At 70.7% G+C, this 25,315-nt stretch carries 20 protein-coding genes; 6 read left to right on the top strand and 14 right to left on the bottom strand.

All coding sequences use genetic code 11. The annotated features are described in order from the left end of the window. Positions 1–28: 28 nt before the first annotated feature. The 9 genes from AC069X_RS02165 to AC069X_RS02125 all read right to left on the bottom strand — a co-directional run bounded on the left by AC069X_RS02165 (position 29) and on the right by AC069X_RS02125 (position 13,686). Entirely contained in the window at positions 29–1,660 is a 1,632-nt protein-coding gene (locus tag AC069X_RS02165) for a peptide ABC transporter substrate-binding protein (RefSeq protein WP_478724128.1), read from the bottom strand. A gap of 106 nt (positions 1,661–1,766) precedes the next feature. Further along, positions 1,767–2,711, bottom strand: coding sequence for a GNAT family N-acetyltransferase (locus tag AC069X_RS02160; protein ID WP_478724125.1), 945 nt, complete (start codon positions 2,709–2,711; stop codon positions 1,767–1,769). Positions 2,712–2,854: 143 nt separating this feature from the next. Continuing rightward, positions 2,855–3,901: an ABC transporter ATP-binding protein gene (locus tag AC069X_RS02155; RefSeq protein ID WP_478724123.1), complete on the bottom strand. Its 1,047-nt coding sequence runs from the start codon at positions 3,899–3,901 to the stop codon at positions 2,855–2,857. Beyond that, positions 3,894–4,949, bottom strand: coding sequence for an ABC transporter ATP-binding protein (locus AC069X_RS02150; RefSeq protein WP_478724121.1), 1,056 nt, complete (start codon positions 4,947–4,949; stop codon positions 3,894–3,896). The genes AC069X_RS02155 and AC069X_RS02150 overlap by 8 nt, the downstream gene beginning before the upstream one ends. A 13-nt stretch (positions 4,950–4,962) precedes the next feature. Continuing rightward, the gene (locus AC069X_RS02145; protein WP_478724119.1) at positions 4,963–5,919 is read right to left on the bottom strand and encodes an ABC transporter permease; all 957 of its coding nucleotides are present in this window, start codon (positions 5,917–5,919) and stop codon (positions 4,963–4,965) included. Continuing rightward, complete coding sequence (locus tag AC069X_RS02140; RefSeq protein ID WP_478724117.1) at positions 5,912–6,859, bottom strand: ABC transporter permease; 948 nt, start codon at positions 6,857–6,859, stop codon at positions 5,912–5,914. The genes AC069X_RS02145 and AC069X_RS02140 overlap by 8 nt, the downstream gene beginning before the upstream one ends. A gap of 95 nt (positions 6,860–6,954) precedes the next feature. After that, positions 6,955–8,577 (bottom strand): peptide ABC transporter substrate-binding protein, encoded by a 1,623-nt coding sequence (locus AC069X_RS02135; RefSeq protein WP_478724115.1) that lies wholly within the window; start codon positions 8,575–8,577, stop codon positions 6,955–6,957. Between the two features lie 427 nt (positions 8,578–9,004). After that, positions 9,005–10,909: a translational GTPase TypA gene (typA, locus tag AC069X_RS02130; protein ID WP_478724113.1), complete on the bottom strand. Its 1,905-nt coding sequence runs from the start codon at positions 10,907–10,909 to the stop codon at positions 9,005–9,007. Between the two features lie 332 nt (positions 10,910–11,241). After that, complete coding sequence (locus AC069X_RS02125; protein WP_478724111.1) at positions 11,242–13,686, bottom strand: ABC transporter family substrate-binding protein; 2,445 nt, start codon at positions 13,684–13,686, stop codon at positions 11,242–11,244. Between the two features lie 401 nt (positions 13,687–14,087). Between AC069X_RS02125 and AC069X_RS02120 the strand changes: the two genes are divergently transcribed. The 5 genes from AC069X_RS02120 (at position 14,088) to AC069X_RS02100 (ending at position 21,005) form a co-directional block, all read left to right on the top strand. Continuing rightward, complete coding sequence (locus AC069X_RS02120; protein ID WP_007266314.1) at positions 14,088–14,312, top strand: hypothetical protein; 225 nt, start codon at positions 14,088–14,090, stop codon at positions 14,310–14,312. A gap of 102 nt (positions 14,313–14,414) precedes the next feature. Further along, a complete protein-coding gene (locus AC069X_RS02115; protein WP_478724109.1) occupies positions 14,415–15,239 on the top strand; it encodes a hypothetical protein in 825 nt (274 codons plus the stop codon). Position 15,240: 1 nt separating this feature from the next. Beyond that, positions 15,241–17,142 (top strand): fumarate reductase/succinate dehydrogenase flavoprotein subunit, encoded by a 1,902-nt coding sequence (locus tag AC069X_RS02110; RefSeq protein WP_478724107.1) that lies wholly within the window; start codon positions 15,241–15,243, stop codon positions 17,140–17,142. Then, positions 17,139–17,921 (top strand): succinate dehydrogenase/fumarate reductase iron-sulfur subunit, encoded by a 783-nt coding sequence (locus AC069X_RS02105; protein WP_478724105.1) that lies wholly within the window; start codon positions 17,139–17,141, stop codon positions 17,919–17,921. Before AC069X_RS02110 ends, AC069X_RS02105 begins: the two co-directional genes overlap by 4 nt. Positions 17,922–17,966: 45 nt before the next feature. Next, complete coding sequence (locus AC069X_RS02100; RefSeq protein WP_478724103.1) at positions 17,967–21,005, top strand: protein kinase domain-containing protein; 3,039 nt, start codon at positions 17,967–17,969, stop codon at positions 21,003–21,005. Between the two features lie 193 nt (positions 21,006–21,198). On the opposite strand, the gene AC069X_RS02095 is transcribed toward AC069X_RS02100, so the two are convergent. From AC069X_RS02095 to AC069X_RS02075, 5 genes are all read right to left on the bottom strand, one after another. Beyond that, complete coding sequence (locus AC069X_RS02095) at positions 21,199–22,296, bottom strand: radical SAM protein (protein WP_478724101.1); 1,098 nt, start codon at positions 22,294–22,296, stop codon at positions 21,199–21,201. Positions 22,297–22,366: 70 nt separating this feature from the next. Beyond that, positions 22,367–22,912, bottom strand: coding sequence for a class IV adenylate cyclase (locus tag AC069X_RS02090; protein WP_478724099.1), 546 nt, complete (start codon positions 22,910–22,912; stop codon positions 22,367–22,369). A gap of 39 nt (positions 22,913–22,951) precedes the next feature. Beyond that, positions 22,952–23,161: a hypothetical protein gene (locus AC069X_RS02085; RefSeq protein WP_478724097.1), complete on the bottom strand. Its 210-nt coding sequence runs from the start codon at positions 23,159–23,161 to the stop codon at positions 22,952–22,954. Continuing rightward, positions 23,158–23,376 (bottom strand): hypothetical protein, encoded by a 219-nt coding sequence (locus AC069X_RS02080; RefSeq protein ID WP_478724095.1) that lies wholly within the window; start codon positions 23,374–23,376, stop codon positions 23,158–23,160. Before AC069X_RS02080 ends, AC069X_RS02085 begins: the two co-directional genes overlap by 4 nt. Before the next feature lie 191 nt (positions 23,377–23,567). Continuing rightward, positions 23,568–24,296, bottom strand: a complete 729-nt coding sequence (locus AC069X_RS02075; protein ID WP_478724093.1) for a GntR family transcriptional regulator — start codon at positions 24,294–24,296, stop codon at positions 23,568–23,570. Positions 24,297–24,383: 87 nt separating this feature from the next. Between AC069X_RS02075 and AC069X_RS02070 the strand changes: the two genes are divergently transcribed. After that, on the top strand, positions 24,384–25,205 hold the full coding sequence (locus AC069X_RS02070; RefSeq protein ID WP_478724091.1) for a class I SAM-dependent methyltransferase: 822 nt from the start codon (positions 24,384–24,386) through the stop codon (positions 25,203–25,205). Positions 25,206–25,315 lie beyond the last annotated feature (110 nt).

Below are 25,315 nucleotides of genomic sequence, written 5' to 3'. Positions count from 1 at the left end.
ACTGCTCCAGGATCGGTCCGGCGAGGGGTCAGCTGACCTTGATCTCGTCGTAGACGGGGACGCTGAACTGGTTCAGGGTGACGTCGGAGATCCGCTCGGAGTGGCCGGCGCTGCCGTTCTGGTACCAGAGGGGGATGGCCGGCATCTGCTCGGCGAGGATCTTCTCGGCGTCCTGGAAGGAGGCGGTGGCCTTGGCGGCGTCGGTCTCCTGGTTGGCCTGGTCGACGAGCTTGTCGAAGTCCGGGCTGCTGAACTTGCCGTAGTTGGAGGAGGCTCCGGTGTAGTACAGCGGCTGGAGGAAGTTCTGGATGAGCGGGTAGTCGGCCTGCCAGCCGGAGCGGAAGGGGCCGGTGAGCTTGTAGGCGCTCTGCTGGTTGCGGAAGTCCGCGAAGGTGCCGATGGGGTTGACGGTGCAGACCGGGCCCTCGCCGAGGGCGTTGTTGACGCTGTTGCAGACGGCGTCCATCCAGTCGCGGTGCGAGCCGGTGTCCACGTTGGAGGTGAGGGTCATCTTGCCGCCGGGCAGGCCGCCGCCCTCCTGGATGAGCTTCTTGGCCTCGGCCGGGTCGTACGTGCAGGCGTCGCCGCAGAGGGTGGAGTTGAAGCCGCCCTTGTCGCCGAGGGCCGGGGAGGTCCAGTCCTTGGCGGGGGTGCGGGTCTCGCGGAAGATCTGCTGGGTGATCTCGTCGCGGTTGATGGCCATCGAGATGCCCCGGCGGACCTTCTCCATGCCCTCCTTGCCCCACTGGGGGTCGTAGAGGGGGAAGGTGAGGGTCTGGATGATGAGGGCGGGCTGGTTGATGTACCGGTCGCCGAGGTCGTTCTTGACGTTCTTCAGCTGCTGCGCCGGGACGTCGTCGACGAGGTCGAGGTTGCCGGAGATCAGGTCCGTGTAGGCGGTGTTGTTGTCGGTGTAGACCTTGAGGTCCACTCCGCCGTTCTGCGCCTTGTCCTCGCCGGAGTAGCCCTCCCACTTGCGCAGCTTCATGCCGGTGCCCTTGGTGTACGAGTCCACCGTGTAGGGGCCGTTGCCGACGGGCTTGTCCAGCCAGGCGGAGTGGTCGGTGAAGAAGGCCTTGGGCAGGGGGGCGAAGGCCTGGTAGCCGAGGGTCTCGGGCCAGGTGGAGAACTTGTTCTTGAGGGCGACGGTGAAGGTCTTGGGGTCCTTGACGACCAGCCCGGACATGGTCTTGGCCTTGGGTTCGCCGGAGGCGGGGTGCAGGTCGGCGTAGCCGACGATGTCGGCGAAGAAGGGGGCGTTGTTCTGCTTGTTGCGCACGTCGGCCGCGTAGTTCCAGGCGTCCACGAAGGACTGGGCGGTGACCGGTTCGTCGTTGCTGAACTTCCAGCCGTCCTTCAGGGTGATCGTGAAGTTCTGGCCGTCGCTGGTCTCGATCTTCTCGGCGACCATGTTCTTGGCCTCGCCGGTCTTCGCGTCGTAGCGCTTGAGGCCCCGGAAGAGCATGTCGAGGACCTTGCCGCCCTGCACCTCGTTGGTGTTGGCGGGCTCCAGCGGGTTCTGCGGGTCACCCCAGGAAGAGCTGACGATCCCGGCCGCGCCGCCGCCCCCGCCGCTGTCGCTCCCGCCGCCGCAGGCCGTCGCCGCGAGGGCGACGGCCACCGCACATGCGGCCCACTTGGCGTGGGTGGCTCCGCGCATGGACTGCCTCCTAGGGGTCCCAAGACTCACTTAGGGGCAATGTCACCCCATGTGCGCCCTTGTGCACTCCCTGTTGGCCCGATTGCACCCTCGCGTCCCCCGCCTGTCACCCCTGGGAGTGCAAGGGGAGCTCCCAGGTGTCGACGGCGTAGTGCAGGCCCATGCCGTGCGCCTCGTACAGGGCGAGGGCACCGGTCTCGTTGAGGGTGTCCACGCCCAGGCCCAGGGTGTCGCGGCCGCGGGCGGCGTAGGCGGCGAAGGAGTGGCGCAGCAGGTGGGAGCCGATGCCGTGGCCGCGCAGGTCCTCGCGTACGCCGAGGTGGCTGACCCAGCCCATGCTGGTGCGGTCGTCGCGGGTGACGAGGACGGCCGCGTCGCCCTTGCCGGGCAGGCTGGCGATCCAGACGAGGGACCAGTCGAGGGCGCGGCCGTCGATGTGGTCGAGCCAGGCCTCGTACGGGCGGTGCGCGTGCCCGAAGTGCGCGGCGAAGGTCTCCTCGACCAGGGCGTGGGCGCGGCGGCGGTCGGCGCCGTCGGCGGCGCAGTCGCGCAGGACCAGGCCCTCGGGCGGGGCGGGGGGCAGGTCGGCGGCGGGCGAGAGGTGGCGGGTCATCACCTGGTAGCGGCGCACGCTGCGGTAGCCGCGGCCGGTGAGCAGGCTGAGCTCCAGGGTGGGCCGGACGTTGAGCTGGATCCGCAGCCGGGCGTCGGGCCCGGTGCCCGAGGCCATCCGGCGGGCGCGCTCCTCCATCCGGTGCAGCAGGGCCATGGCGGCCCGGCCGTGGCCGGGCAGGACGTAGTGGTCGCCGTCGATGCGGCCGGGTCCGGAGTCGGCCCACACGAGGGCGTAGGCGACGAGCCGGCCGCCGCTGAAGGCGAGCCATGAGTCGGTGGCGAGGTCCACGTCGGGGTGGTTGAGGTCGGCCTCGACGGTGCCCAGGTCGGTCTCGGGTCTGCCGATCTCGACGACGTCGACGGCGTTGAGCAGTGCGCAGATGTCCCGGGCGTCTCCGGGACCGGCCGGGCGGACGGTCAGCGTCTCCGTGGTCATCCGTCCACTGTCGGCGGCGGCGGGGCCCGGCCGCAACGGACTTTGGACCCCGGCGGCGGCTGGGCGGGAAACGCCGAGGGCGCCCGGGACGGAGCTGGTGCTCCGGCCCGGGCGCCCTGGGACGCGTACGCCGTGCGGGGAGGTCAGCCGGCCAGGACGGCCTTCTCCTCCGCGAAGTGGCAGGCCGACTCGTGTGCGGCCGGGGTGTTCACGCCCTCGAAGCGCGTCGGGATCGCCAGCAGCGGCTCCTCCGTGGCGCACTTCTCCTCGGCCTTCCAGCAGCGGGTGCGGAAGCGGCAGCCCGACGGCGGGTTGGCCGGGGAGGGGACGTCACCGGTGAGGATGATCCGCTCGCGGCCCTCGCGGGCCTCCGGGTCCGGCACCGGCACGGCCGAGAGCAGGGCCTGGGTGTACGGGTGGGTGGGGTGGTCGTAGATCTCGGCGTCCGTGCCGATCTCGGCCATCTTGCCCAGGTACATGACGCCCACGCGGTCCGAGATGTGCCGGACGATGGACAGGTCGTGCGCGATGAACACGTAGGACAGGTTGAACTCGTCCTGGAGCTTGCCCATCAGGTTGACGACCTGCGCCTGCACCGACACGTCGAGCGCGGAGACCGGCTCGTCGCAGATGATGATCTCCGGCTGGAGCGCGAGGCCGCGGGCGATGCCGATGCGCTGGCGCTGTCCGCCGGAGAACTGGTGCGGGTAGCGGTTGATGTACTCCGGGTTCAGGCCCACGACGTCCAGGAGTTCCTGGACCTTGCGCCGGCGGTCGCCCTTCGGGGCCACCTCGGGGTGGATCTCGAAGGGCTCGCCGATGATGTCGCCGACCGTCATGCGCGGGTTGAGCGAGGTGTACGGGTCCTGGAACACCATCTGGATGTTGCGGCGGACGGCCTTGAGGGCCGCGCCGGACAGCTTGGTGATGTCCTGGCCCTTGTAGAAGACCTCGCCGGCGGTGGCCTTCTCCAGGCTCATCAGGAGCTTGGCGACGGTGGACTTGCCACAGCCGGACTCGCCGACGATGCCGAGGGTCTCGCCCTGGTAGAGGTCGAAGGAGACCCCGTCCACGGCCTTGACCGCGCCGATCTGCTTCTTGAACAGGATGCCCTGGGTCAGCGGGAAGTGCTTGACCAGGTTGCGCACCTGAAGGATCGGCTCACCCTGGGGCTTGGTGAGGTCAGCCATGGATCTGCTCCTTCCAGAAGTGGCACGCGCTGCCGCGGCCGGGCAGCTCGGTGCCGTCCTGCTCGGTCACCTGGTGCAGGACCGGCACGTCGGTGCGGCAGATGTCCTGAGCCTTGGGGCAGCGCGGGTTGAAGGCGCAGCCCGAGGGGAGGTTGAGCAGGTTGGGCGGCAGGCCCTTGATCGCGTAGAGGTCCTGGCCCTTCTGGTCCAGGCGCGGGATCGAGTCGAGCAGGCCGCGGGTGTACGGGTGCGCGGGGCGGCTGTAGATCTCGTGGACCGGGGCGGTCTCGACGATCCGGCCGCCGTACATGACGGCGATCTTGTCCGCGACGTCGGCGACGACGCCGAGGTCGTGGGTGATCAGGATCAGGCCCATGTTCATCTCGCGCTGGAGTTCCGCGAGCAGGTCCATGACCTGGGCCTGGACCGTCACGTCGAGGGCCGTGGTCGGCTCGTCGGCGATGATCAGGTCGGGCTCCAGGGCCATCGCCATGGCGATCATGATGCGCTGGCGCATGCCGCCGGAGAACTGGTGCGGGTAGTCGCCCACGCGCGCCTTGGCGGCGGGGATCTTCACCCGGTCCATGAGCTCGACGGCCTTGGCCAGGGAGTCCTTCTTGGACATGCCGCGGTGGACGCGGAACATCTCGCCGAGCTGGGCGCCGACGGTGTGCACCGGGTTCAGCGAGGACAGGGCGTCCTGGAAGATCATGGCGATCTTCGAGCCGCGGATCTTGCGGTACTCCTCGGCCGGGAGCTTCAGCAGGTCCTGGCCCTGGAAGAGGATCTCACCGGAGGGGATCTTGCCGGGCGGCATGTCGAGGATGCCCATGATGGCCTGCGCCGTCACGGACTTGCCCGAGCCGGACTCGCCGAGCACGGCCAGGGTCTCGCCGGAGTTCACCGAGTACGAGACGCCGTTCACGGCCTTGGCGACACCGTCGCGGGTGTGGAACTCGACGTGCAGGTCGCGCACTTCGAGCAGCGGGGCGTCCTCCGGCGCCGACCGGGGCGCGGGGACGTTCGAGGTCTTGTCGATGGTGGTCAACGTACGCCCTTCCTCAGCGCAGCTTCGGGTCGAGGGCGTCGCGTACCGCGTCGCCGACCATGATGAACGCGAGCACGGTGATGCTCAGCGCGATCGACGGGAACAGCAGCACGTGCGGTGCCTGGAGCCAGCGGACGGAAGCGTCGCTGACCATCAGGCCCCAGGAGATCTCCGGGGGCTGGACACCGATGCCGAGGTAGGACAGCGCCGCCTCGGCGGAGATGTACACACCCAGGCTGATCGCGCCGACCACGATGACGGGGGCGACGGCGTTCGGCAGGATGTGACGGATCGTGATGCGCATGGTGCCGGCGCCGAGGGCGCGGGCGGCCACCACGTAGTCGTTGTTCTTGTTCTGCAGGACCGAGGACCGCATGATGCGGAAGATCTGCGGCCAGCCGAGGATGGCGAGCACCAGGGAGACGGTCCAGGCGTTGCCCGGCAGCGCGGACATGATCAGCATGCCGCCGAGCAGCAGCGGGATGGCGAAGAAGATCTCGGTGAAGCGGGACAGGAAGCTGTCCACGATGCCGCCGACCCAGCCGGCGATCAGGCCGAGGGTGCCGCCGACGAGCAGCACGAGCGTGGTGGTGACGACGCCGACGATCACGGAGTTGCGGGCGGCCCACACGGTACGCGTGTAGACGTCGCAGCCCTGGATGTCGTAGCCGAACCAGTGGGCGGCGCTCGGGGTCTTGAGCGAGTCCTCCAGCTTGCAGGCGCCGGCGTCGAACGGGGTGCCGTCGGTAAAGAGCTGCGGCACGGCGGCCACGATCAGCAGGAACAGCACGAGCACGGCGCCGATGATGAAGATCGGGTTGCGGCGCAGGTCGTCGATCGCGTCGGACCAGAGGCTGGCCTCGCGGTCCTTCTTCTTGTCCTGGACCTTGCCGGCCTGCTTGCCCCCGGAGGGGGCCGTGGCCGTCTGGGTGTCGGTCATCGAGTCCTCCACCGTATTCGTGTCACGCATAGCGGATCCTCGGGTCGAGCACGGCGTAGAGCAGGTCCACAAGGAGGTTGGCGACGAGGTAGATGAGGACCAGGAGGGTCACACCACCGACGACGACGGCACCCTGCTTGAGGTAGACGGACTGGGCGAGCAGGCCGCCGAGGCCGTGGATGTTGAAGATGCGCTCGGTGATGACCGCACCGCCCATGAGGGCACCGAGGTCGGCGCCGAGGAAGGTGACGATCGGGATCAGCGCGTTGCGCAGCGCGTGGTTGACCACGACGCGGCGGCGGGGCAGACCCTTGGCCGTGGCGGTGCGCACGTAGTCCGCGCGCATGGTCTCCATCAGGCTGGTGCGGGTCAGTCGGGCCACGTACGCGAGCGAGGTCGAGGCGAGCACCCAGGCCGGGAGGAGGTAGGCCTGGAGTCCGTCGTTCTCGTTGAAGGAGACGGAGAAGAGCTCGATGCCCCAGCTGTTCTTCAGCTGGACGCCGAGGGTCAGCTGGAGGACGAAACCGGTCACGAAGACGGGGATCGAGATGACCATCAGGGTGGAGATGAGGACCAGCTGGTCGAGGAACTTGCCCCGGCGCAGGGCGGCCATGATGCCGGCCGCGACGCCGACGATCGCCTCGATGACGAACGCGAACAGCGCGAGGTTCACCGTGTACGGGAACGCCTCGCCGATCAGGTCGGCGACCTTGCGCCCGGTGAGGGTCTCGCCGAGGTCACCCTGGAACACGCCGGTGATGTAGTTCCAGTACTGCAGCAGGAACGGGTCGTCCAGGTGGTACTTCTCGCGCAGCATGGCGGCGACGAGCGGGTCTGCCTTCTTCTCGCCGGCGAGGAGCTGAATCGGGTCAGCGCCGGGCATCGCGAAGGTGAGCAGGTAGATCAGGAACGTGGCGCCGAGCAGCACAGGGATCGCCTGTATGAGTCGGCGGATGAGGTAGCGGCCCATCAGACCTCCAGCAAAGAACAGGGGGAAAGGGCGGGCAGACGGAAACCTGATTCCGTCTGCCCGCCCCCCGGAACTCCCCTAAGTGACGAGGGGTGTTAGTTGCGCTCGACGTTGGCCAGGTCCATCTGACCCTGGGCGTCGACCTCGACGTTCTTCACGGACTTGGAGTAGGCCGCGGAGGACATGTACGTGAAGACCGGGATGTACGGAAGGTCGCGGATGATGATGTCATCGGCCTTCTGGTACAGCTTCAGACCCTCGGCGGCGTCGGTGGCCTTGTCGGCCTCCGCCATGATCTTCTCGAACTCGTCGTTGCGGTAGTGACCGTAGTTGGAGCCCTGCTCGATCGCGACCTTCGAGAAGACCGGACGCAGGTAGTTCTCCGCCGCCGGGTAGTCCATCGACCACGCCATGCGGAAGGCACCCTTGTACTTCGCCGCACCGAGGTCGTCCAGCATGTCGCCGAACTTGGCGTACGGCTTGGCGGTGACCTCGATGCCGAGGTTGGCCTTCAGCTGGTTGGCGACGGCCTCGATCCACTCCTTGTGGCCGCCGTCGGCGTTGTAGCCGAGCTCGATCTTGTTGCCGGGGACACCGCCGGCCTTCTCGAAGAGCTCCTTGGCCTTGGTCGGGTTGTACTGGCCGACCTCGCCCAGCGCGCCCTTGCGGTAGCCCGGGATGATGGGGCTGATGAAGTCGTCGGCCGGCTTGCGGGTGCCGTTGAAGATGGTCTTCGTCAGCGTGTCCCGGTCGATGGCCATGGAGATGGCCTGTCGGATCTCCAGCTTGCCGAACGCCTCGGGGTTCGTCTCCAGCGGGAGGCCGATGTAGCCGACGGCCGACTCGGGCTTGTAGATGTAGCGGTCGCCGAACTCCTGGGAGACGGTGGCCATCGCCGAGATCGGGAGCTTGTCGACGATCTGGATGTTGTCGGCGCGCAGGTCGTTGTACGCCGTGTCCATGTTGTCGTAGATCTTGAAGGTGACGCCCGCGAGCTTCGCACGGCCCTCGGCCGGGTACTTGTCGTAGCGCTTGACCTTGATCTGCTTGTTGTGCTCCCAGGCGCCGTCCATCTGGAAGGGGCCGTTGCCGATCGGCTGCTCGCCGAACTTCTTCGAGTCCATGGTCTCGAAGGCCTTCGGCAGCGGGAAGAAGGCGTTGTAGCCCAGCATGGTCTTGAACTGGGAGAAGGGCTCCTTCAGCGTGACGGTGAAGGTCTTCTCGTCAACGACCTTGAGGCCCTTGAGCTCCTTGGCGGTGGGCTTCTTGTCCTTGCCCGGCGCGAGCTCGTCGGAGCCCTCGATCTTGGCGAAGAACGGCATGGCCTCGGCCACGTTCTCCTGGTTGGCGCCCCAGTTCCAGGCGCGGACGAACGACTGCGCGTCGACCTTCTCACCGTTGTGGAAGGTGAAGCCGTCCTTGACCTTGATGGTCCAGGTCTTCGAGTCCGTGCTCTCGATGGACTCGGCGACGTCGAGCTTCGGCTCGTTGGTCTTCGAGTCGTACTTGACCAGACCGCTGAAGACCGCGTTCATGACCTCGGAGCCCTCGGACTCCGCGGTGTCCTGACCGATCAGGCGGTGCTGCGGCTCGCCGAGCACAACTGTGATGTTGCCGCCCTTGCCACCGGCGTCGTTGCTACCGGTGCTGCAGGCCGTCGCGGCCATGGCCACGATCACGGCACCCGCGACCCACTTGGCGCTCGTTGCTCCGCGCATGGGTATTTGCCTCCTCAGGAGTCACTGTCGATTCGTGAAGGACCCGGTTCCCGCTGACACCCCTGACAGCGAAATCCGGTCCCATCGTGTGTGCTCGTGAGTCGACGCTCCCCACAGCGTGTGACCCATTGACCCGAGCTCAATGGAGCCAATCCTCAGGGACCGACAGGCCGTAAACCACACTTAAGTGGTCTCGTTTTCACAACATCACCGCATGGCGAAAACCCGAAATCCGGACAAACGGATAGGAGACAGACACGTGCGAAACGGACGGTTAGCTCATCATCCGGAGTGTCACGGTCGCTATGCGGACACCAGAACGCAACAATCCGTTTGACAAACGCGAACGGCCCCTCCTCACACCGGTCCGGTGCGGGGAGGGGCCGTTGTCAGCCGTACGGGTTTCGGCCAGAAGCCGACTCGCGTACTACTTGGCGGACTTGGCGCGCGACGCGGTGCGCGAGCGCTCCTTCTGGTCCAGGACGACCTTGCGGATGCGGACGGCCTCCGGGGTCACCTCGACGCACTCGTCGTCGCGGCAGAACTCCAGGGACTGCTCCAGGGAGAGCTTGCGGGGCGGAATCACGTTCTCCGTGTTGTCCGCGGAAGCCGCACGCATGTTGGTGAGCTTCTTCTCCTTGGTGATGTTCACGTCCATGTCGTCGGAGCGCGAGTTCTCGCCGACGATCATGCCCTCGTACACCTCGGTGCCGGGCTCGGTGAACAGGACGCCGCGCTCCTGCAGGTTGATCATCGCGAACGGCGTGACCGCGCCGGCGCGGTCGGCGACCAGGGAACCGTTGTTGCGGGTGACCAGCTGGCCGAACCACGGCTCGTGGCCCTCGTGGATCGAGTGGGCGATGCCCGTACCGCGGGTGTTGGTCAGGAACTCCGTGCGGAAGCCGATCAGGCCACGGGACGGAACGACGAACTCCATGCGGACCCAGCCGGAGCCGTGGTTCGACATGTTGTCCATGCGGCCCTTGCGGACGCCCATGAGCTGCGTGACCGCGCCCATGTGCTCCTCGGGCACGTCGATGGTCATGCGCTCGACCGGCTCGTGCGTCTTGCCGTCGATCTCCTGCGTGACGACCTGCGGCTTGCCGATGGTCAGCTCGAAGCCCTCGCGGCGCATCTGCTCGACCAGGATGGCGAGCGCGAGCTCACCGCGGCCCTGCACCTCCCAGGCGTCCGGGCGGTCAGTGTCCAGGACGCGCAGCGAGACGTTACCGATCAGCTCGCGGTCCAGGCGGTCCTTGACCTGGCGGGCGGTGACCTTGCGGTCCTTGACCGCGGCCTTGGCGTCCGCGCCCTTGCCCGTGCCGCCGCGGCCGACCATCGGGGAGGTGTTCGTACCGATGGTCATGGAGATCGCCGGCTCGTCGACCGAGATCAGCGGCAGCGCGATCGGGTTCTCCGGGTCGGCCAGGGTCTCGCCGATCATGATGTCGGGGATACCGGCGACGGCGCAGATGTCACCGGGGCCGGCGACCTCGGCGGGCTTGCGGGTGAGCGCCTCGGTCATCATCAGCTCGGTGATGCGGACGTTGGAGATCGTGCCGTCACGCTTGATCCACGCGACGGTCTGGCCCTTGCGCAGCTCGCCCTGCTCGACGCGCAGCAGCGCGATGCGGCCGAGGAAGTTGTCGGCGTCCAGGTTGGTGACGTGGGCCTGGAGGGGGGCCTCCTCGTCGTACACCGGGGCCGGGACGTGCTCCAGGATGGCCGAGAAGAACGGCTCCAGGTTGTCGCTGTCCGCGGGGACGGTGCCGTCCTCCGGCTTGGTCAGCGAGGCGACGCCGTCACGGCCGCAGGCGTAGACGATCGGGAACTCGATCTGGTCCTCGTCGGCGTCCAGGTCGAGGAAGAGGTCGTACGTCTCGTTGACGACCTCGTCGATCCGGGAGTCCGGCCGGTCCGTCTTGTTGATGCAGAGGATGACGGGCTTGCGCTGCTGGAGGGCCTTGCGCAGCACGAAGCGGGTCTGGGGCAGCGGACCCTCGGAGGCGTCCACCAGGAGGACGACGGCGTCCACCATCGACAGACCGCGCTCGACCTCGCCACCGAAGTCGGCGTGGCCGGGGGTGTCGATGATGTTGATCGTGATCGGGGCCCCGCCGTCCTTGGGGTGGTACTTCACCGCCGTGTTCTTGGCGAGGATCGTGATGCCCTTCTCACGCTCCAGGTCGTTCGAGTCCATCATGCGGTCGTCGAGCTGCTGGTGGGCGGCGAAGGCACCGGCCTGCTTGAGCATGGCATCGACGATGGTCGTCTTGCCATGGTCGACGTGGGCGACGATGGCGACGTTACGGATGTCGTGGCGCGTGGGCACTTCGGCGCTTCTCCCGGGATCGTGGATGGCGTCGCGTACGGCCTGGCACGCGAGCCTCTGCCGGGCGGAAAACCTGCCACGGCCTTACCCCATCGTACGTCGAGTGGCGGGAACCGCCTGCCGGGGGGTCTGTCAAGAGGCCGGACGGCTGAGGAGCGCCGGGATGCGGGTGGGGGGTCCCGGCGGTGGGTGCGGCCTGTGTTCATGCGGGTCAATGGGTACCCACGACCTTGCCCGCCGGGGGTCCGGCGGGCAAGGAAATTGAGTCACTTCTGAGCTTGCTACCCGGGGGTCAACCTGACAGGCCCCGTTTTTTCACCTGATGTCCGCGGCTACTTCTTCTCCTTCTTCGCGTCCTTGGCCGCCGGGGGCTTCTGCCAGCCGATGTCCTGGTAGCGGGGCGTCCCGAGGCCGAAGGCGCCGGCATTGGCCAGGCCCGGCTTGACGGCGACCAGCTCGGGGCGCTGGTAGAGCGGGATGGATCCGGCCGCGGCCCAGATCCTGGCGTCGGCCTTGCGCATCAGCTCGCGGGCCTGCGCCTCGTCCAGCTCGCCGGCCGCCTGGTCGAAGAGCTGGTCGATGTGGTCGGTGCCGACGCGGGTGTAGTTCTGCTCCACGAGGAGCGAGCCGTCGGCGGCCGGCTCCGGCTTGGCGAAGATCGGGCGGGCGTCGGTGGCCGGGAAGGCCGTCGCGGGCCAGGAGTAGAGGGCGAGGTCGTACTGGCCCGAGGCGATGTGGTCCTTGAAGAAGCTCTCGTCGGCGACCTTCTTGATCTCGGTGCTGATGCCGATCTTGTGGAGCATCTGGGAGATCCGCTCGCCGACCGAGCGGAGGGCCTCCGAGCCGGGGCCGGCCGGGAGGACGAAGCGCAGGCTGAGCGGCTTGCCGTCCTTGGCGAGCATCGCGCCGGAGGTACGGGCCTGCTTGGCGGGGACGGGGGCCGGGCTGGCGGCCGCGGGCTCCTTGCCGTCCTCGCCCTCCTTGGCGTCGTCCTCCCCTTCCGCGGGGGCCTTCGCGTCGTCGCCGGGCGCCGGCGCGGGGGCGGCCTTCGCGAGGGCCTCCGCCTGGGAGAGCAGTACGTGCTCCTGCTGCGCGGCGAGGGAGGCCGGGGCCAGCGCCGGCGCGGGCCGGTCGGTGCGGCCGAAGGTGGCGAGCCCGTCGGCCGGGTCCGCCCCGAAGCCGCGCGCGGGCCCCTCCTGCAGGACGCGCAGCCCGGCGGCCGGGGCTGCGGGCAGGCCCGGGCGGGTCTTGCGCAGGCCCAGGTCGGCGGTGGCGGAGCGCAGGTCGCCGTTGCGGCCGTCGTCGTCGCCGACGATGTAGAGGCCGTCGTCGCCGGTGCCGTCGCCCGGGCCGGGCTTGGCGCCCGCCGGGGTCTTGGAGTCGTCCTGGGAGCTCTCCGCGCTCTCGGCGCCCGCCTTCGCCCCGGCCGGCTCGTTGAGCTTGCCGCCCTTGCGCCAGCCGGCGTCCGCGAGCAGGGCCTGGGCGGCCTGGGTGTCCTGGCCGCCCAGGGCGTCGCTGTTGTCGGCGTACGCCTGCTGCCCGGCCAGCGCCAGGTGGCTGCCGACCGGCTTCGCGGGCAGGCCGAGCGGCTTGAGGACGATCTCGGCCAGTGTCTTGCGGTCCAGGGCGCGGGCCACCGCCCGGCGCACCCGTTCGTCCGCCAGCGGGCCGGAGGCCCCGTTCATGGCCAGCTGGGTGTAGGCGGGCTCCAGCGACTTGCGGACCGTGAAGCCGCGCAGGGCCGCCTGCTCCTGGGCGTACTTCTTGACGGCGTCGGCGTTCTTCTGGCGGGTCTCCTGCTCCTCCCGGGCCTTGTCCTCGTCGGCGCCGTGGGCCAGCGCCCAGGAGAGGGTGGCCTGCGCGACGGTGAGGTCGGCGCCCGGGCCGTGCCTGCCGTCCACGCGGCCGGCGTCCCGGTGGGCGAGGGCGATGCGGTCGACGCCCGAGCGGTCGATCTCCGCCAGGTCGACCTTCCCGGCGGCCAGCGCGGCCGGGCGGCCCGCCCGGGGCACCGCGGTCAGCACGAGCGTGTCCAGCTTGGCGGGCCGGCCCCACCAGCGCGCGTTGCGGGTCAGGGCCGCGGTGCCGGTCTTCTTGTCGACGGCCCCGAGGCCGAAGGGCCCGGCGGTGACCTTGAGGGCGCCGCGCGCGCCCTCGTTGAAGGCCTCGGGGGTGCCCATGACCTGCTTGGGGTAGAGCGGGCTGAACAGGGAGCGCCAGTCGGCGTACGGGCGGACGAAGGTGACCTTGACCTCCAGGTCGGTCTTGCCGCGCTCGATCTTCTCGATCCGGTCGTAGCCGGCGTTGCGGGCGGTCCAGTACGCGGAGTCCTTGCCGTTCAGGGCCCGCCACTGGGCGACGAAGTCGGCGGCTCCGATCTCGCGCCCGTCGCTCCACACCGCCTGCTGGTTCAGCTTGTACAGGACGACCTGCTTGGGCTCGCGCTCGACGACCTCGGCCTTCTCCAGGTAGTCGGGATTGGCCACCGGCCGGCCCTTGGCGTCCAGGGTGAACAGCTGGGGCAGGACCGCGCCGGCGATCCGGTTCGTGGTGGCGTCCGCGTCGGCCTGGAAGGTGTTCAGGGTCTCCGGCAGCGAGTCCACGGCCCACCGCAGCACCCCGCCGTCGGCGACCTGTTCCCGGACGGTCGTCGCGATGTCCGGTCCGGCGGCGGCCGGGCCGCCCTCGTCCTCACCCGCCCCGCAGCCCGCGAGGAGCGGCAGTGCAAGGACTCCCGAGGTGAGGAGCGCCAAGGACCTGCGCCTTCTCTGGGTCATGGGTGGTACCTCCGGGGCGGGGCGTGAGGGCCGTGAAACAGGGGGTCTTGATCACGTTCGGCGGTATATGGAGCTGATCACACCGGTGTGGAAACCCACTGAAATCGACCACCGCCCGCGCGCTCCGGAGCGGCCCCGCGCCACGCCGCGAACCCCACCCGTGCGGACCAATCCCGCTTGCGGCGGCGCCCCGCGCCCCCGCCCCCGGCCGCCCCCGGGATCCGCTCCCAGGCGCGCGTTCCCTCGTTCGAGGGATGAAAATGGGGGCAGGGAGGGGCGCACGGTTTGCGCCTGCGCGCCCGGAATCGCTGCACGTCCCTTCACAACCGGGGACGGGAGGCGCGACACTCGCAGGCGCCCGTGAGCGTTGCCACCGCACCCTGCGGAAGTGAGGGCAAGTCATGTCCCTGCAAGACGATCTGACCGCCGTACGGCGCAGTCTCGACGAGCTGGTCCGCTCGGTGGAACAGCTGGAGAAGGACGTCGCCCGGCAGGCACCGGCCGCCGGCTCCCGGCCGCCGGAGAAATCCGGGATGGTCACCATCCCGGACACCCCGTACGACAACGCGCTGTGGACGGACACCGACGACGAGGGCCTCGGCGCCCGCGACCGCCGCGCCCCCTAGACGCCCGAAGGCCGTCCGCACGCAGCAACCCCCATCTGGCCCGGCCGCCCCGGCGGCCGGGCCTCCTGGGCCACCCCTCGACCACTCCACCCGGAGTTCCCTTTGGCCACAGGCACGGAACCACCCCAGCAGCGGCCCGGCGGGGTCCACGGCCCCGCGCGGGCCGCGATCGCTGCCCGGCACCTGCGGACCGACCGGTGGTGGCTGTCGCCCGCCGGCACCGCGGCCGGGCTGCTCGCCTTCATCGCGTACTCGACCTGGCGGGCCTTCGCCAACGACGACTACTACGCGGCCCCGTACGTCTCCCCGTTCTACTCCCCCTGCCTGGCGGAGAACTGCCAGGAGATGCGCGGCGGGCCCAACCTCGACCTCTTCGGGAGCTGGTGGGGCCTGTCCCCCGCCCTGCTGATCCTGGTCTTCCCGCTCGGCTTCCGGCTGACCTGCTACTACTACCGCAAGGCCTACTACCGGGGCTTCTGGGCCTCGCCGCCCGCCTGCGCCGTCGCCGAGCCGCACGCCTCGTACACGGGTGAGACCCGCTTCCCGCTGGTCCTGCAGAACCTGCACCGGTACTTCTTCTACGCGGCGGTGCCGGTCGCCGGGATCCTCACGTACGACACCGTGCTGACCTTCCGCGACGAGCACTACGCGTGGGGCCACATGGGCCTGGGCACCCTGGTCTTCCTGGCCAACATCGTGCTGATCTGGGCGTACACGCTGTCCTGCCACTCCTGCCGGCACATCATGGGCGGCCGCCTCAAGCACTTCTCCCGGCACCCGGTGCGCTACCGCCTGTGGGGCTGGGTCAGCCGGCTCAACGCCCGCCACATGCAGCTCGCGTGGGCCTCCCTGATCAGCGTGGCCCTGTGCGACTTCTACGTGTACCTGCTGGCCAGCGGCACCATCACCGACCCGAGGATCTTCTGAGATGGCCCAAGTGGAACGGCAGCAGTGGGACGTGGTCGTCGTCGGCGCGGGCGGTGCCGGGCTGCGGGCCGCGATCGAGGCCCGCGAACGGGGCGCCCGTACGGCCGTGATCTGCAAGTCCCTCTTCGGCAAGGCCCACACGGTGATGGCGGAGGGCGGAATCGCCGCCTCCATGGGCAACGTCAACGAGGGCGACAACTGGCAGGTCCACTTCCGCGACACCATGCGCGGCGGCAAGTTCCTCAACCAGTGGCGGATGGCCGAACTGCACGCCAAGGAGGCCCCGGACCGGGTCTGGGAGCTGGAGACCTGGGGCGCCCTCTTCGACCGGACGCCCGACGGGCGGATCTCCCAGCGCAACTTCGGCGGGCACGAGTACCCGCGCCTCGCGCACGTCGGCGACCGGACCGGGCTGGAGCTGATCCGCACCCTCCAGCAGAAGATCGTCCAGCTCCAGCAGGAGGACCTCAAGGAGTACGGGGACCACGAGGCCCGCCTCAAGGTCTTCCAGGAGTGCACGGTCACGCGGGTCCTCAAGGACGGCGGGGCCGTCTCCGGGACCTTCTGCTACGAGCGCGAGACCGGCCGCTTCTTCGTCCTGGAGGCCCCGGCGGTGGTGCTGGCCACCGGCGGGATCGGCAAGTCCTTCAAGACCACCTCCAACTCCTGGGAGTACACGGGCGACGGGCACGCGCTGGCCCTGCTCGCCGGCGCCCCGCTGCTGAACATGGAGTTCGTGCAGTTCCACCCCACCGGCATGGTCTGGCCGCCGTCCGTGAAGGGGATCCTGGTCACGGAGTCCGTGCGCGGCGACGGCGGGGTGCTGCGCAACTCCGAGGGCAAGCGGTTCATGTTCGACTACGTCCCCGACGTCTTCAAGGAGAAGTACGCCGAGTCGGAGGAGGAGGGCGACCGCTGGTACGAGGACCCGGACCACAACCGGCGTCCGCCCGAGCTGCTGCCCCGCGACGAGGTGGCCCGGGCCATCAACTCCGAGGTCAAGGCCGGCCGCGGCTCCCCGCACGGCGGGGTCTTCCTCGACGTGTCCACCCGGATGCCGGCCGAGAGGATCAGGCGTCGGCTGCCTTCCATGTACCACCAGTTCAAGGAGCTGGCGGACGTGGACATCACCGCCGAGCCCATGGAGGTCGGCCCGACCTGCCACTACGTGATGGGCGGCATCGCCGTCGACTCCGACACCGCCGCCACCGTCGGCGTACCCGGGCTGTTCGCCGCCGGCGAGGTCGCGGGCGGCATGCACGGCTCGAACAGGCTCGGCGGCAACTCCCTCTCCGACCTGCTGGTCTTCGGCCGGCGGGCCGGGCTGCACGCGGCGGAGCACGCGGCGGTCCCGGGGCAGCGCCCCGCCGTCTCGCAGGCGCAGATCGACGCGGCGGCGGCCGAGGCGCTGGCCCCGTTCCACGCCGACGAGGGCGCGGAGAACCCGTACACCCTCCACCAGGAGCTCCAGACGGCGATGAACGACCTGGTCGGGATCATCCGCCGGGAGGGCGAGATGGCCGAGGCCCTGGAGCGGCTGGCGGCGCTGCGCGTACGGGCGGCCCGCGCCGGGGTCGAGGGGCACCGGCAGTTCAACCCGGGCTGGCACCTGGCGCTGGACCTGCGCAACATGCTGCTGGTCAGCGAGTGCGTGGCCCGGGCCGCGCTGGAGCGCACCGAGAGCCGGGGCGGGCACACCCGTGAGGACTGCCCGGCGATGGAACGGGAGTGGCGGCCGGTCAACCTGTTGTGCCGGCCGGTCGATCCGGCCCCCGCCGATCCCGCCGCGGCCCGGATCGCGCTGGAGCGGGTCCGCACCGAGCCGATCCGCCCGGACCTGCTCGCGCTCTTCGAGAAGGAAGAGCTGGCCAAGTACCTCGCCGAAGAGGAGCTGTACGGGTGACCACATACGACGCACGCTTCCGGGTGTGGCGGGGCGACGCGGAGGGCGGGGAACTGCGGGACTTCACCGTCGAGGTGCACGACGGCGAGGTGGTCCTGGACATCGTGCACCGGCTCCAGGCGACCCAGGCCTCCGACCTCGCGGTCCGCTGGAACTGCAAGGCGGGCAAGTGCGGTTCGTGCAGTGCGGAGATCAACGGCCGGCCGCGGCTGCTGTGCATGACGCGGATGTCGGTCTTCTCGCGCGAGGAGACGGTCACCATCACCCCGCTGCGGGCCTTCCCCGTCATCCGGGACCTGGTCACGGACGTGTCCTTCAACTACGCCAAGGCGCGCGAGGTCCCGGCCTTCGTGCCCCCGCCGGGGGTGGCGGCCGGCGAGTACCGGATGCAGCAGGTGGACGTGGAACGCTCGCAGGAGTTCCGCAAGTGCATCGAGTGCTTCCTGTGCCAGGACACCTGCCACGTGGTGCGCGACCACGAGGAGAACAAGCCGGCCTTCGCCGGCCCCCGCTTCCTGATGCGGGTCGCGGAGCTGGACATGCACCCGCTGGACGCGGCCGCGGACGCCGGCCTCGACCGCAAGCGCACCGCCCAGGAGGAACACGGGCTGGGCTACTGCAACATCACCAAGTGCTGCACGGAGGTCTGCCCGGAGGGCATCAAGATCACCGACAACGCCCTGATCCCGCTGAAGGAGCGGGCCGTGGACCGCAAGTACGACCCCCTGGTGTGGCTGGGGAACAAGATCCGGCGGCGTTCTCCCTCCGACCCCCGTTAGTTCACTTCGCGGTGGACAATGCCCCCTGGATGACCGTCGGACGACGTGATCTCAGGGGGCTTCGCGGTGCGGGTGGGGGAAGTACTGGCGGACCGGTACCGGCTGGACCGGCGGCTCGGCGCCGGCGGCATGGGCGAGGTGTGGCGCGGCCACGACCAGGCCCTGGACCGGGCGGTGGCCGTCAAGGTGCTGCTGGACGCGGCGACCAACGAGGAACTGATCGCCCGGTTCCGGCGGGAGGCCACCATCGGGGCGCGCCTCCAGCACCCGGGCATCACCGTCGTGCACGACGTGGGGCAGCACGAGGGGCGCCTGTTCATCGTGATGGAGCTGCTCTCCGGGGAGGACCTGGGGGCGCGGCTGGCCCGGTCCCCGGGCGGGCTGCCGGTGGCCGAGGCGGTGGAACTGGCCGCCCAGACGGCGGAGGCGCTGGCCGCCGCGCACGAACAGGCGGTGGTCCACCGGGACCTGAAGCCGCAGAACCTCTTCCTGCTGCCCGGCGGACGCCTGAAGATCTGCGACTTCGGCATCGCGCACTCCGCCGACGCGACGGCCGGCTGGACGGTGACCGGGCGGATGTTCGGCACGCCGCCGTACATGGCGCCCGAGCAGTGGCGGGGCGAGCACGTGGACGCCCGCTGCGACCTGTACGCGCTGGGGTGCGTGCTGTACGCGCTGCTGAGCGGGGAGCCGCCGTTCGGCTCGGCGGAGCCGATGTACGTCCTGATGCGCCGCCACGTCGAGGACGCCCCGGAGCCGCTGGAGGTGCCGGGGACGTCCGGGGAGCTGCGCCGGCTGGTGCTGGCGCTGCTGGAGAAGGACCCGCGGGACCGGCCGGAGTCGGCGGCGGGGGTGGCGAAGGCCCTGCGGGGGCTGGGCGCGGCGGGGGCGGACGGGGGACCGGAGCCGGGCGGGGAGCCGGGCGGGGAGCCGGGCGGGGCGGAGGAGCCGGCCGGAGTGGAGGAGCCCGGCGAGGTGGAGGAGCCCGGCGAGGCTCCTGCTTCCGCACCGGCACCGGCACCGGCACCGGCACCGGCACCGGCACCGGCACCCGACGATGCCGTGATTCCGGCGCCGGTACGGGAGTTCGTACGCGAACTGCTGCTGGAGGCCGAGCAGACCCTGACCTCCCTGCCGCCCGGGGCCGGCGAGGCCCGCACCGAGGGCCTCGCCCTCGCGGCCGAGGCCGCGGCGCGCTTCGACGCGGGCCTCGCGGCCCGGCTGCTGGCGGACGCCGAGCTCTGGGCGTGGACCGACGGCGACGGCGACGGCGCCCGGGTCGCCGCGCTGCTCACCGGGCTGGCCCGGCGGCTCTCGCGGGACGCCCCGGCCCGCACCGAACGGGTGCTGACCGACGCGCAGCAGGCCCTCTTCACGGTGCTCACCGGCCCGAAGCGGACGGCCCGGCTGCGCAAGGTCGCGGAGGAACTCGCGGCGGTCGACCCCGAACGCGGGGTCCGGCTGGCCCGGCGGTACTTCGCCGGCGGCCCGGCGGAGGAGGGCGTACTGGCGCGGGCGGCCCTGGCGAGCGCCCCGGCGGACCTCCCCCGGGCCGAGGGGTACCTGGCCCGGATCCAGAACCCGGCGGTCCGGGCGGCCACGGAGTCCAAGGCCGTCACCGCCGTCGCCCGGCAGGACCTGGCCACCGCGCTCCGGCTGGCCGCGCGGCTCCCCGGCGGCGGGGCCCGGGTGCGGGCGCTGTGCCGAGTGGCGGGCGAACGCTCCGCCGTCGGGGACCGGACGGGCGCGGCCGAGGCGCTGGCGCTGGCGGAACGGGCACTGGCCGAGACCGGGGGCGAGGAGCTGGAGGCCGCCCGCGCCGCCCTGGAGGCCGCCCGGGACCTGAGCGCCCAGGGGCACCGCTCGGTCCTGGACCCGGCCGTCGCGCGGGAACGGGCCGCCACCGCCCGGAGCCTGGGCGACCCCGCCGAGCGGGGCCGGGAGCTGGCCTGGATCGCCCGGGACTGCACGACGGGCGCGCCCTGGCTGGCGGCCGCCGCGGCGGACCCGGGCACGGCGCCCCCGTGGCGGCCGACCCCGCCCCCCGACGCGGCCGGGCGGCCGGCGCGCTGGCAGGCCGCGGACCGGCCGGACGCGCTGTACGCCGCCGGGGAGCGGGTGGTGTGGACGGCCGGGGCCGAGGTGGGCTCCGCGGGGGCCGCGGCGGGGACCGGGCGGTGGACGGCGTACGCCGACGAGGGCGTACGGGCCCGGCCGCTGCCGGAGCCCGAACGGGTGTGGTGCGCGGCCGACGCGGACACCGTGTGCGTGGTCGTGGAGTCGGGCGGCGGGGCGCGCGGGCGGCTGGTGGTCCGGGACCCGGTGCACGGGCGGGTGCGGTGGTGGCGGGACCTGCCGGAGCCCGCGGAGCTGACGCCGGTGCCCGGTCTGGTGCTGCTCGCGGCGGAGGGGGAGCTGACCGCCCTGGACAAGGCCTCCGGCGAGCGGGTGTGGCGCCAGCCGGTACCGGCCGGCGCGGCGGTGACCGTCTCGGGCGGGTGCCTGGTGCTGCGGGACGGCCGCCAGCTGCGGGCGCTGCACCTGCCGAGCGGGGCGCCGCTGTGGTCGTGGCCCCGCGGCTACGACGCGGGGACGCGGCCGGCCCCCGACCTGCCGGGCGGCCCGGTGCACGTACTGGACGGCGGTGTCCTGCGGGCCCTGGACCGGCGCAAGGGGTACGAGCTGTGGCGCTTCGAGCCGGGGACGCCGGCGGCGGGGCTGGTCGTCGAGGACGGGGTGGTGTACGCGGCGGCGTACCGCCGGGAGCAGGGCTGGGACGTGGTGTTCGCGCTGGACGCGGAGAGCGGGGCGGTGCGGTGGCAGCGGCCGGTGACGCGGCGCGAGGGCACCGCGTGCGTGCTGGAGCCGCTGGGGGTGCGGCGGGGGGTGCTGTACGTGAGGTCGTCCCACGGCGGGCGGCGGGGGCTGCTGGGGCGGGCCGCGCTGCCGTTCCTCACGGGCCTGGACGTCACGACGGGCAAACCCCGGGGCCACTGGGACCACCCGGCGGAATCCCCCGCCCCCGTGGTCACGTCCGGCACCCTGCTCCTGGCCCACCCCACCCTGACGGGTGTGCCGCTCTGAGCTCCTTCTTGACGCGCCGCTCGCGCGGCTCGGCACCAGGGCGCCTCACCGGCTCCGCGCCGCTGCGCCGGACTCCGTCCGGCGGGTGCGGGGTGGGGCCGTTCGATCGCCTGGCCGGTGGCCTGGCCGCCCCGTCGTGCCACTGCTGCCCCCGCCCTCCGGTGTTGCTGGAGGTGGGGGCAGCTGTGTGAGGTCAGACGACGGCCGCGTGGGCGTGGAGGGCGGTGAGGCGGGCGGTCTCATCGTCGCGGAAAGCCTGGACTTCGCGGGCGCGCTGGCTCATCACGAATTCACCGACGGGGATGCAGATGTCCATACGGCGGATACAGACGCCGATCATGTAGGGGCCGCCCTTGGCCCGGTACATGCGGACCCCGTAGAAGCCCTCCTGGCAGTCACGGGGGTTGTTGAAGCGGCAGCCTGTGCAAGTGTCGGGGAGCCGAACGGGGCGGATGTTCTTGGCGTAGACCGTGCGTCCGTCGGGGAGCCGGTAGCGGGTGCGCTCGTCGGAGGTCCCCGCGGTGATGATGTGGCGGACGGGTACGGCGTCGAGGGTGGCCAGCGTTTCCCGGATCGCGTCGCGCGACCGCTGCTCGGTCTCCAGGTTGAGCAGGAAGCGTACGGTGACGTCGCGGCCGTACTGCTCGACGATGCGCAGGGCGCGGGGGACCTGGGTACTGTCGCTGACGACCAGGTTCGCGAAGACCTTGATGCCGCTACGCAGGCCGGTCTCGATGGTCTGGGCGAGCGCGGCGATCTTCTTCTCGGCGAGGGCGACCGAGCTGAACCGCGGGGCCTGGACGGAGGCGAGTTCGGCGGCGTTGGTGCCGAAGACGGAGAGGTTGACGCGGCCCAGGCCGGCGGCGGCGCATTCTTCCAAAACGGCTGCGCCGTTCTCACCGTTGGATGTGAGGCCCACCGTGAACCCCATGTCGCGGACTTGGCGGACGAGGGCCGGGAGGCGGGGGTGAAGGGTGGGCTCACCGCCGGTGAAGTGGATCTCGCGGGCTCTGATGCTTCCGCGTAGTCCGGCCAGGGCGAGGGCGAACTCCGGGCCAGGCTCGACGCGGGCGGACAGGAACCGGGCCCCGTTGGTGGCGAGGTAGATGGAAACGCGTCCGGTCTTGCCGGGGGTTCCGCTGTACTGGCCCGGCTCGGCGTCGCGGTTGTCGGCAGTGACGGGCGTGCCTTCGTTGTGGCAGAAGATGCACGCCAGGCCGCATTCGTCGTCGATCTTGAGGCGGACGGTGTCGTCGGGGTGTACATCTACGGGAACCTTGTGCACGGGCATGTCGCGGCTCCTTTCGTGCGGCCGGTGCCCCCGTTCGTCCGGCCGCACTCTTCAAGGGGCGGTGCTGGGGTCAGGCGGTGAACCTGAGGTCGGCGACCGTGGTGAGGTCGATGCCGTAGCGGGCGTAGACGGTGGTGGTGTTCTCGCCGGTCAGCTCGGCGCGGTCCAAGCCGAGCCGGTCGGCCGTGGCCCAGACCGCGTCTTCGGTGTCGGCCTCGATTTCCAGGTACGGCGGGATGAGCGGCCACTGGTCGAGTTCGAGGCGTACACCGTCGAGTTCCCAGGAGGAGCGGCGGTTCTCCTGGTAGGCGCGGGCGGTCAGCCCGCTGGCGGTGAGCAGGGCGTGGGCGGTGTCGAAGTCGGTGACGCCGATCTCGGTCTCGCAGGTGCCATCGACCTGGTCGGAGGTGATCTCCTTGACGCAGAGGGTGACGTCGCTGCCGGTGTCGCGCAGGCGCACCCACTTGCCCGGCACGGCGGGGATGGTGTCGTAGACGTAGCGGCGCATGCGGCGGTCGGTGATGTGCACGCCGCCGGCCTTCGCGATGCGGTCGGCGATGTCAGCGGGGTCGATTGCCAGGGCCTTGACTTCGAACTCGGTCACGGCGGTGGTCACAGGGCGGTCCTTCCGGATGACGTGGGCAGGTGGGTGCGGTCAACGGGGGTCGGCCCGGCGCAGGGCGTGGTGGTCGGCCACGATCCACTCGACCCCGCCGCCCTCGGGCCGCAAGAAGACGGCCTCGGGGATGACGCGGCGCGTCTCCGGGTCCTCCCACTCGCCCACGAACTGGATCACGGCCTCGCGGTCCTGGGCGGGGTCGAAGACGCGGCTTCCCTCGTAGAGCCAGTCCGGGCGGCGGCTCACTGGGTGCCGTCCTGTCGGAGGTGGGCATGGAGGGAGCCGAGCTTCTGCCAGCCGCGCCTGGCCCGCTCGATCAGGGCCGGCGAGGGCTGGCCGTACGTCGCGGAGACGTCGGAGCCGACGGCGAACGCCTCCCAGGGAATGCGCGAGGAGGAATCGGAGCCGGGCGGGCGGTCGCTGGAGCCGGGCGTCCGGCGGGGACGTTCTGAGGTGTTCACGGTGGTGTTCCTCTCCAATGGGGAACGCAGCGGACCGCGGGGCGACATGGGGATGAGGACCGCGGCCCGCTGCGAGAGGACGCCCGGGATGTCGGAGAGCCAGTGCAGGACTCACCCCGGCCAAGTGACGAGGTGCTCACGGTGCGTGCACCCCGCCGTGCGCACCAGACTGGACCGGTCCACCGGTCCAGTCAACCCTCTTGGCCCATCGTGTAGTTGTCGGTGCGCTCCCACAACCCGGATGGCGTAACGCCTTCCTCGCAGACCAGCGGCTTCCCTTCCTGGTCATAGGCGGTGTGCAGCGTGACGGCCACGGCGCAGGGCCGTTTCACCTGGAGGTACTCCGCCTCGCTGGTGGTGGCCAGCCGGACCGTGGTGACGTCCACTCCCTCCACGGGGCTGCGTCCGGTGGTGCGACGGACGTAGTGGGTGGTCCCCTCCGCGATCGGTCCGCCCTGATGCAGACGCGGGCACGCCTCTGCGATGTCCGGCGGGAACCAGGCGACCGTGTAGGAGTGGGGGTGGTTGTCGTCGATCAGTGTCATCCGGGCGCGGTGCAGGGCTCTTGTGCCGGACTCCAGACCGAGGGCGTCGGCGATGCGCGAGGGCGGGACCAGAAGCTCCGGAGTGCCGATCCTCTTGAATGGCATGCCTCCCTGGACCCGAGTGGTTCCCGCACCCCGGTTCCCCGCCGGCCGCGCCACAGGGGTCTCCACCACCGAGAATCCACGCCCCTGATGCGGCACCACGAGACCGTCGGCCCGCAGGACGTCCATGGCCTTCATCGCAGTGGCTCGCGACACGGCCCACTGCTCGCACAGGTCCCGGCTGGATGGCAGTAGGGCGCCGGGCCCGAACTCGCCGTCGGCGATGCGGCGGCGCAGACTGTCCGCGATCTGCTCGTACTTCAGAGTCGGCATATACGTTCCTTGACAACAGAGTTGACCGGTTAACCGGTCAGGCTAGGGGGGTGTCGCCCGCTGCCGCCAGGGTTCAAAATCATCGGCATGACTGCACCCTCCGTAGGTCCCGAGATCATCGCCTTCTACAGCGAGACCATCAGCGAGTCGGAACGGCTGAGCAGCAGCGCCGACGGCGTCCTGGAGATGGTCCGCACCCAGGAACTCCTGAGGCGTCATCTCCCGGCAGCGCCCGCCCGGATCATCGACATCGGCGCGGGCCCTGGTGCTCACGCCAGGTGGCTCCAGGAGGACGGCTACGACGTCGACCTGCTCGACCCCGTCCCGCGCCACGTCGAAGAAGCGACGGCCGCGGGGTTCACCGCCATGCTCGGCGACGCCCGCGCGCTGCACGCCGAGGACGACTCCTACGACGTCGCGTTGGTGTTGGGGCCGCTGTACCACCTTCTCGACCACGGCGACCGTATCCAGGCCCTGCGCGAGGCGGCCCGGGTCGTACGGCCCGGCGGTCTCATCGCGGCGGCGGCGATCGGCCGGTACGCGTCACTGTTCGAGCACGTCGCCACGACCATGCTCACCATTGACCGCGTACGTGATGCGGTCGCCGACATCATGGTCACCGGTGTCCACGCGCCCGGCCGGAAGGGCTTCACGAGCTCCTACTTCCACACGGGCGAGAGCCTGGCGGGGGAGTTGCGGGAGGCAGGTCTGGCGGATCCGGTCGTGTACGGGATCGAAGGCCCTGTGTGGGCTGCTCTGAAGGCGACGGAGCAGCACAGCAAGGACAGCCTCATCGACACCCCCATGTTCGAGGCGGCGCTGACAGCGGCCCGGCTCGCCGAGCCTCACCCGGACCTTCTCTCGGCGAGTTCGCACATGCTTGCCGTCGCCAGGGTCCAGGCCGTCTGACACGGAAGCCCCACCGGCTGGCTGCCTGATGCCGGGGTGGGGCTTTCGTCGTGCTGAAGGGCGGGGAGGGTCGGCATCGCGCAGAGGCACACCGTCCGCAGCCGACCCGC

The organism is Streptomyces sp. NPDC043896 (assembly GCF_056435605.1).
The sequence above is the reverse complement of the archived record's forward strand: the minus strand, read 5'-3'. Positions and strand labels throughout refer to the sequence as shown.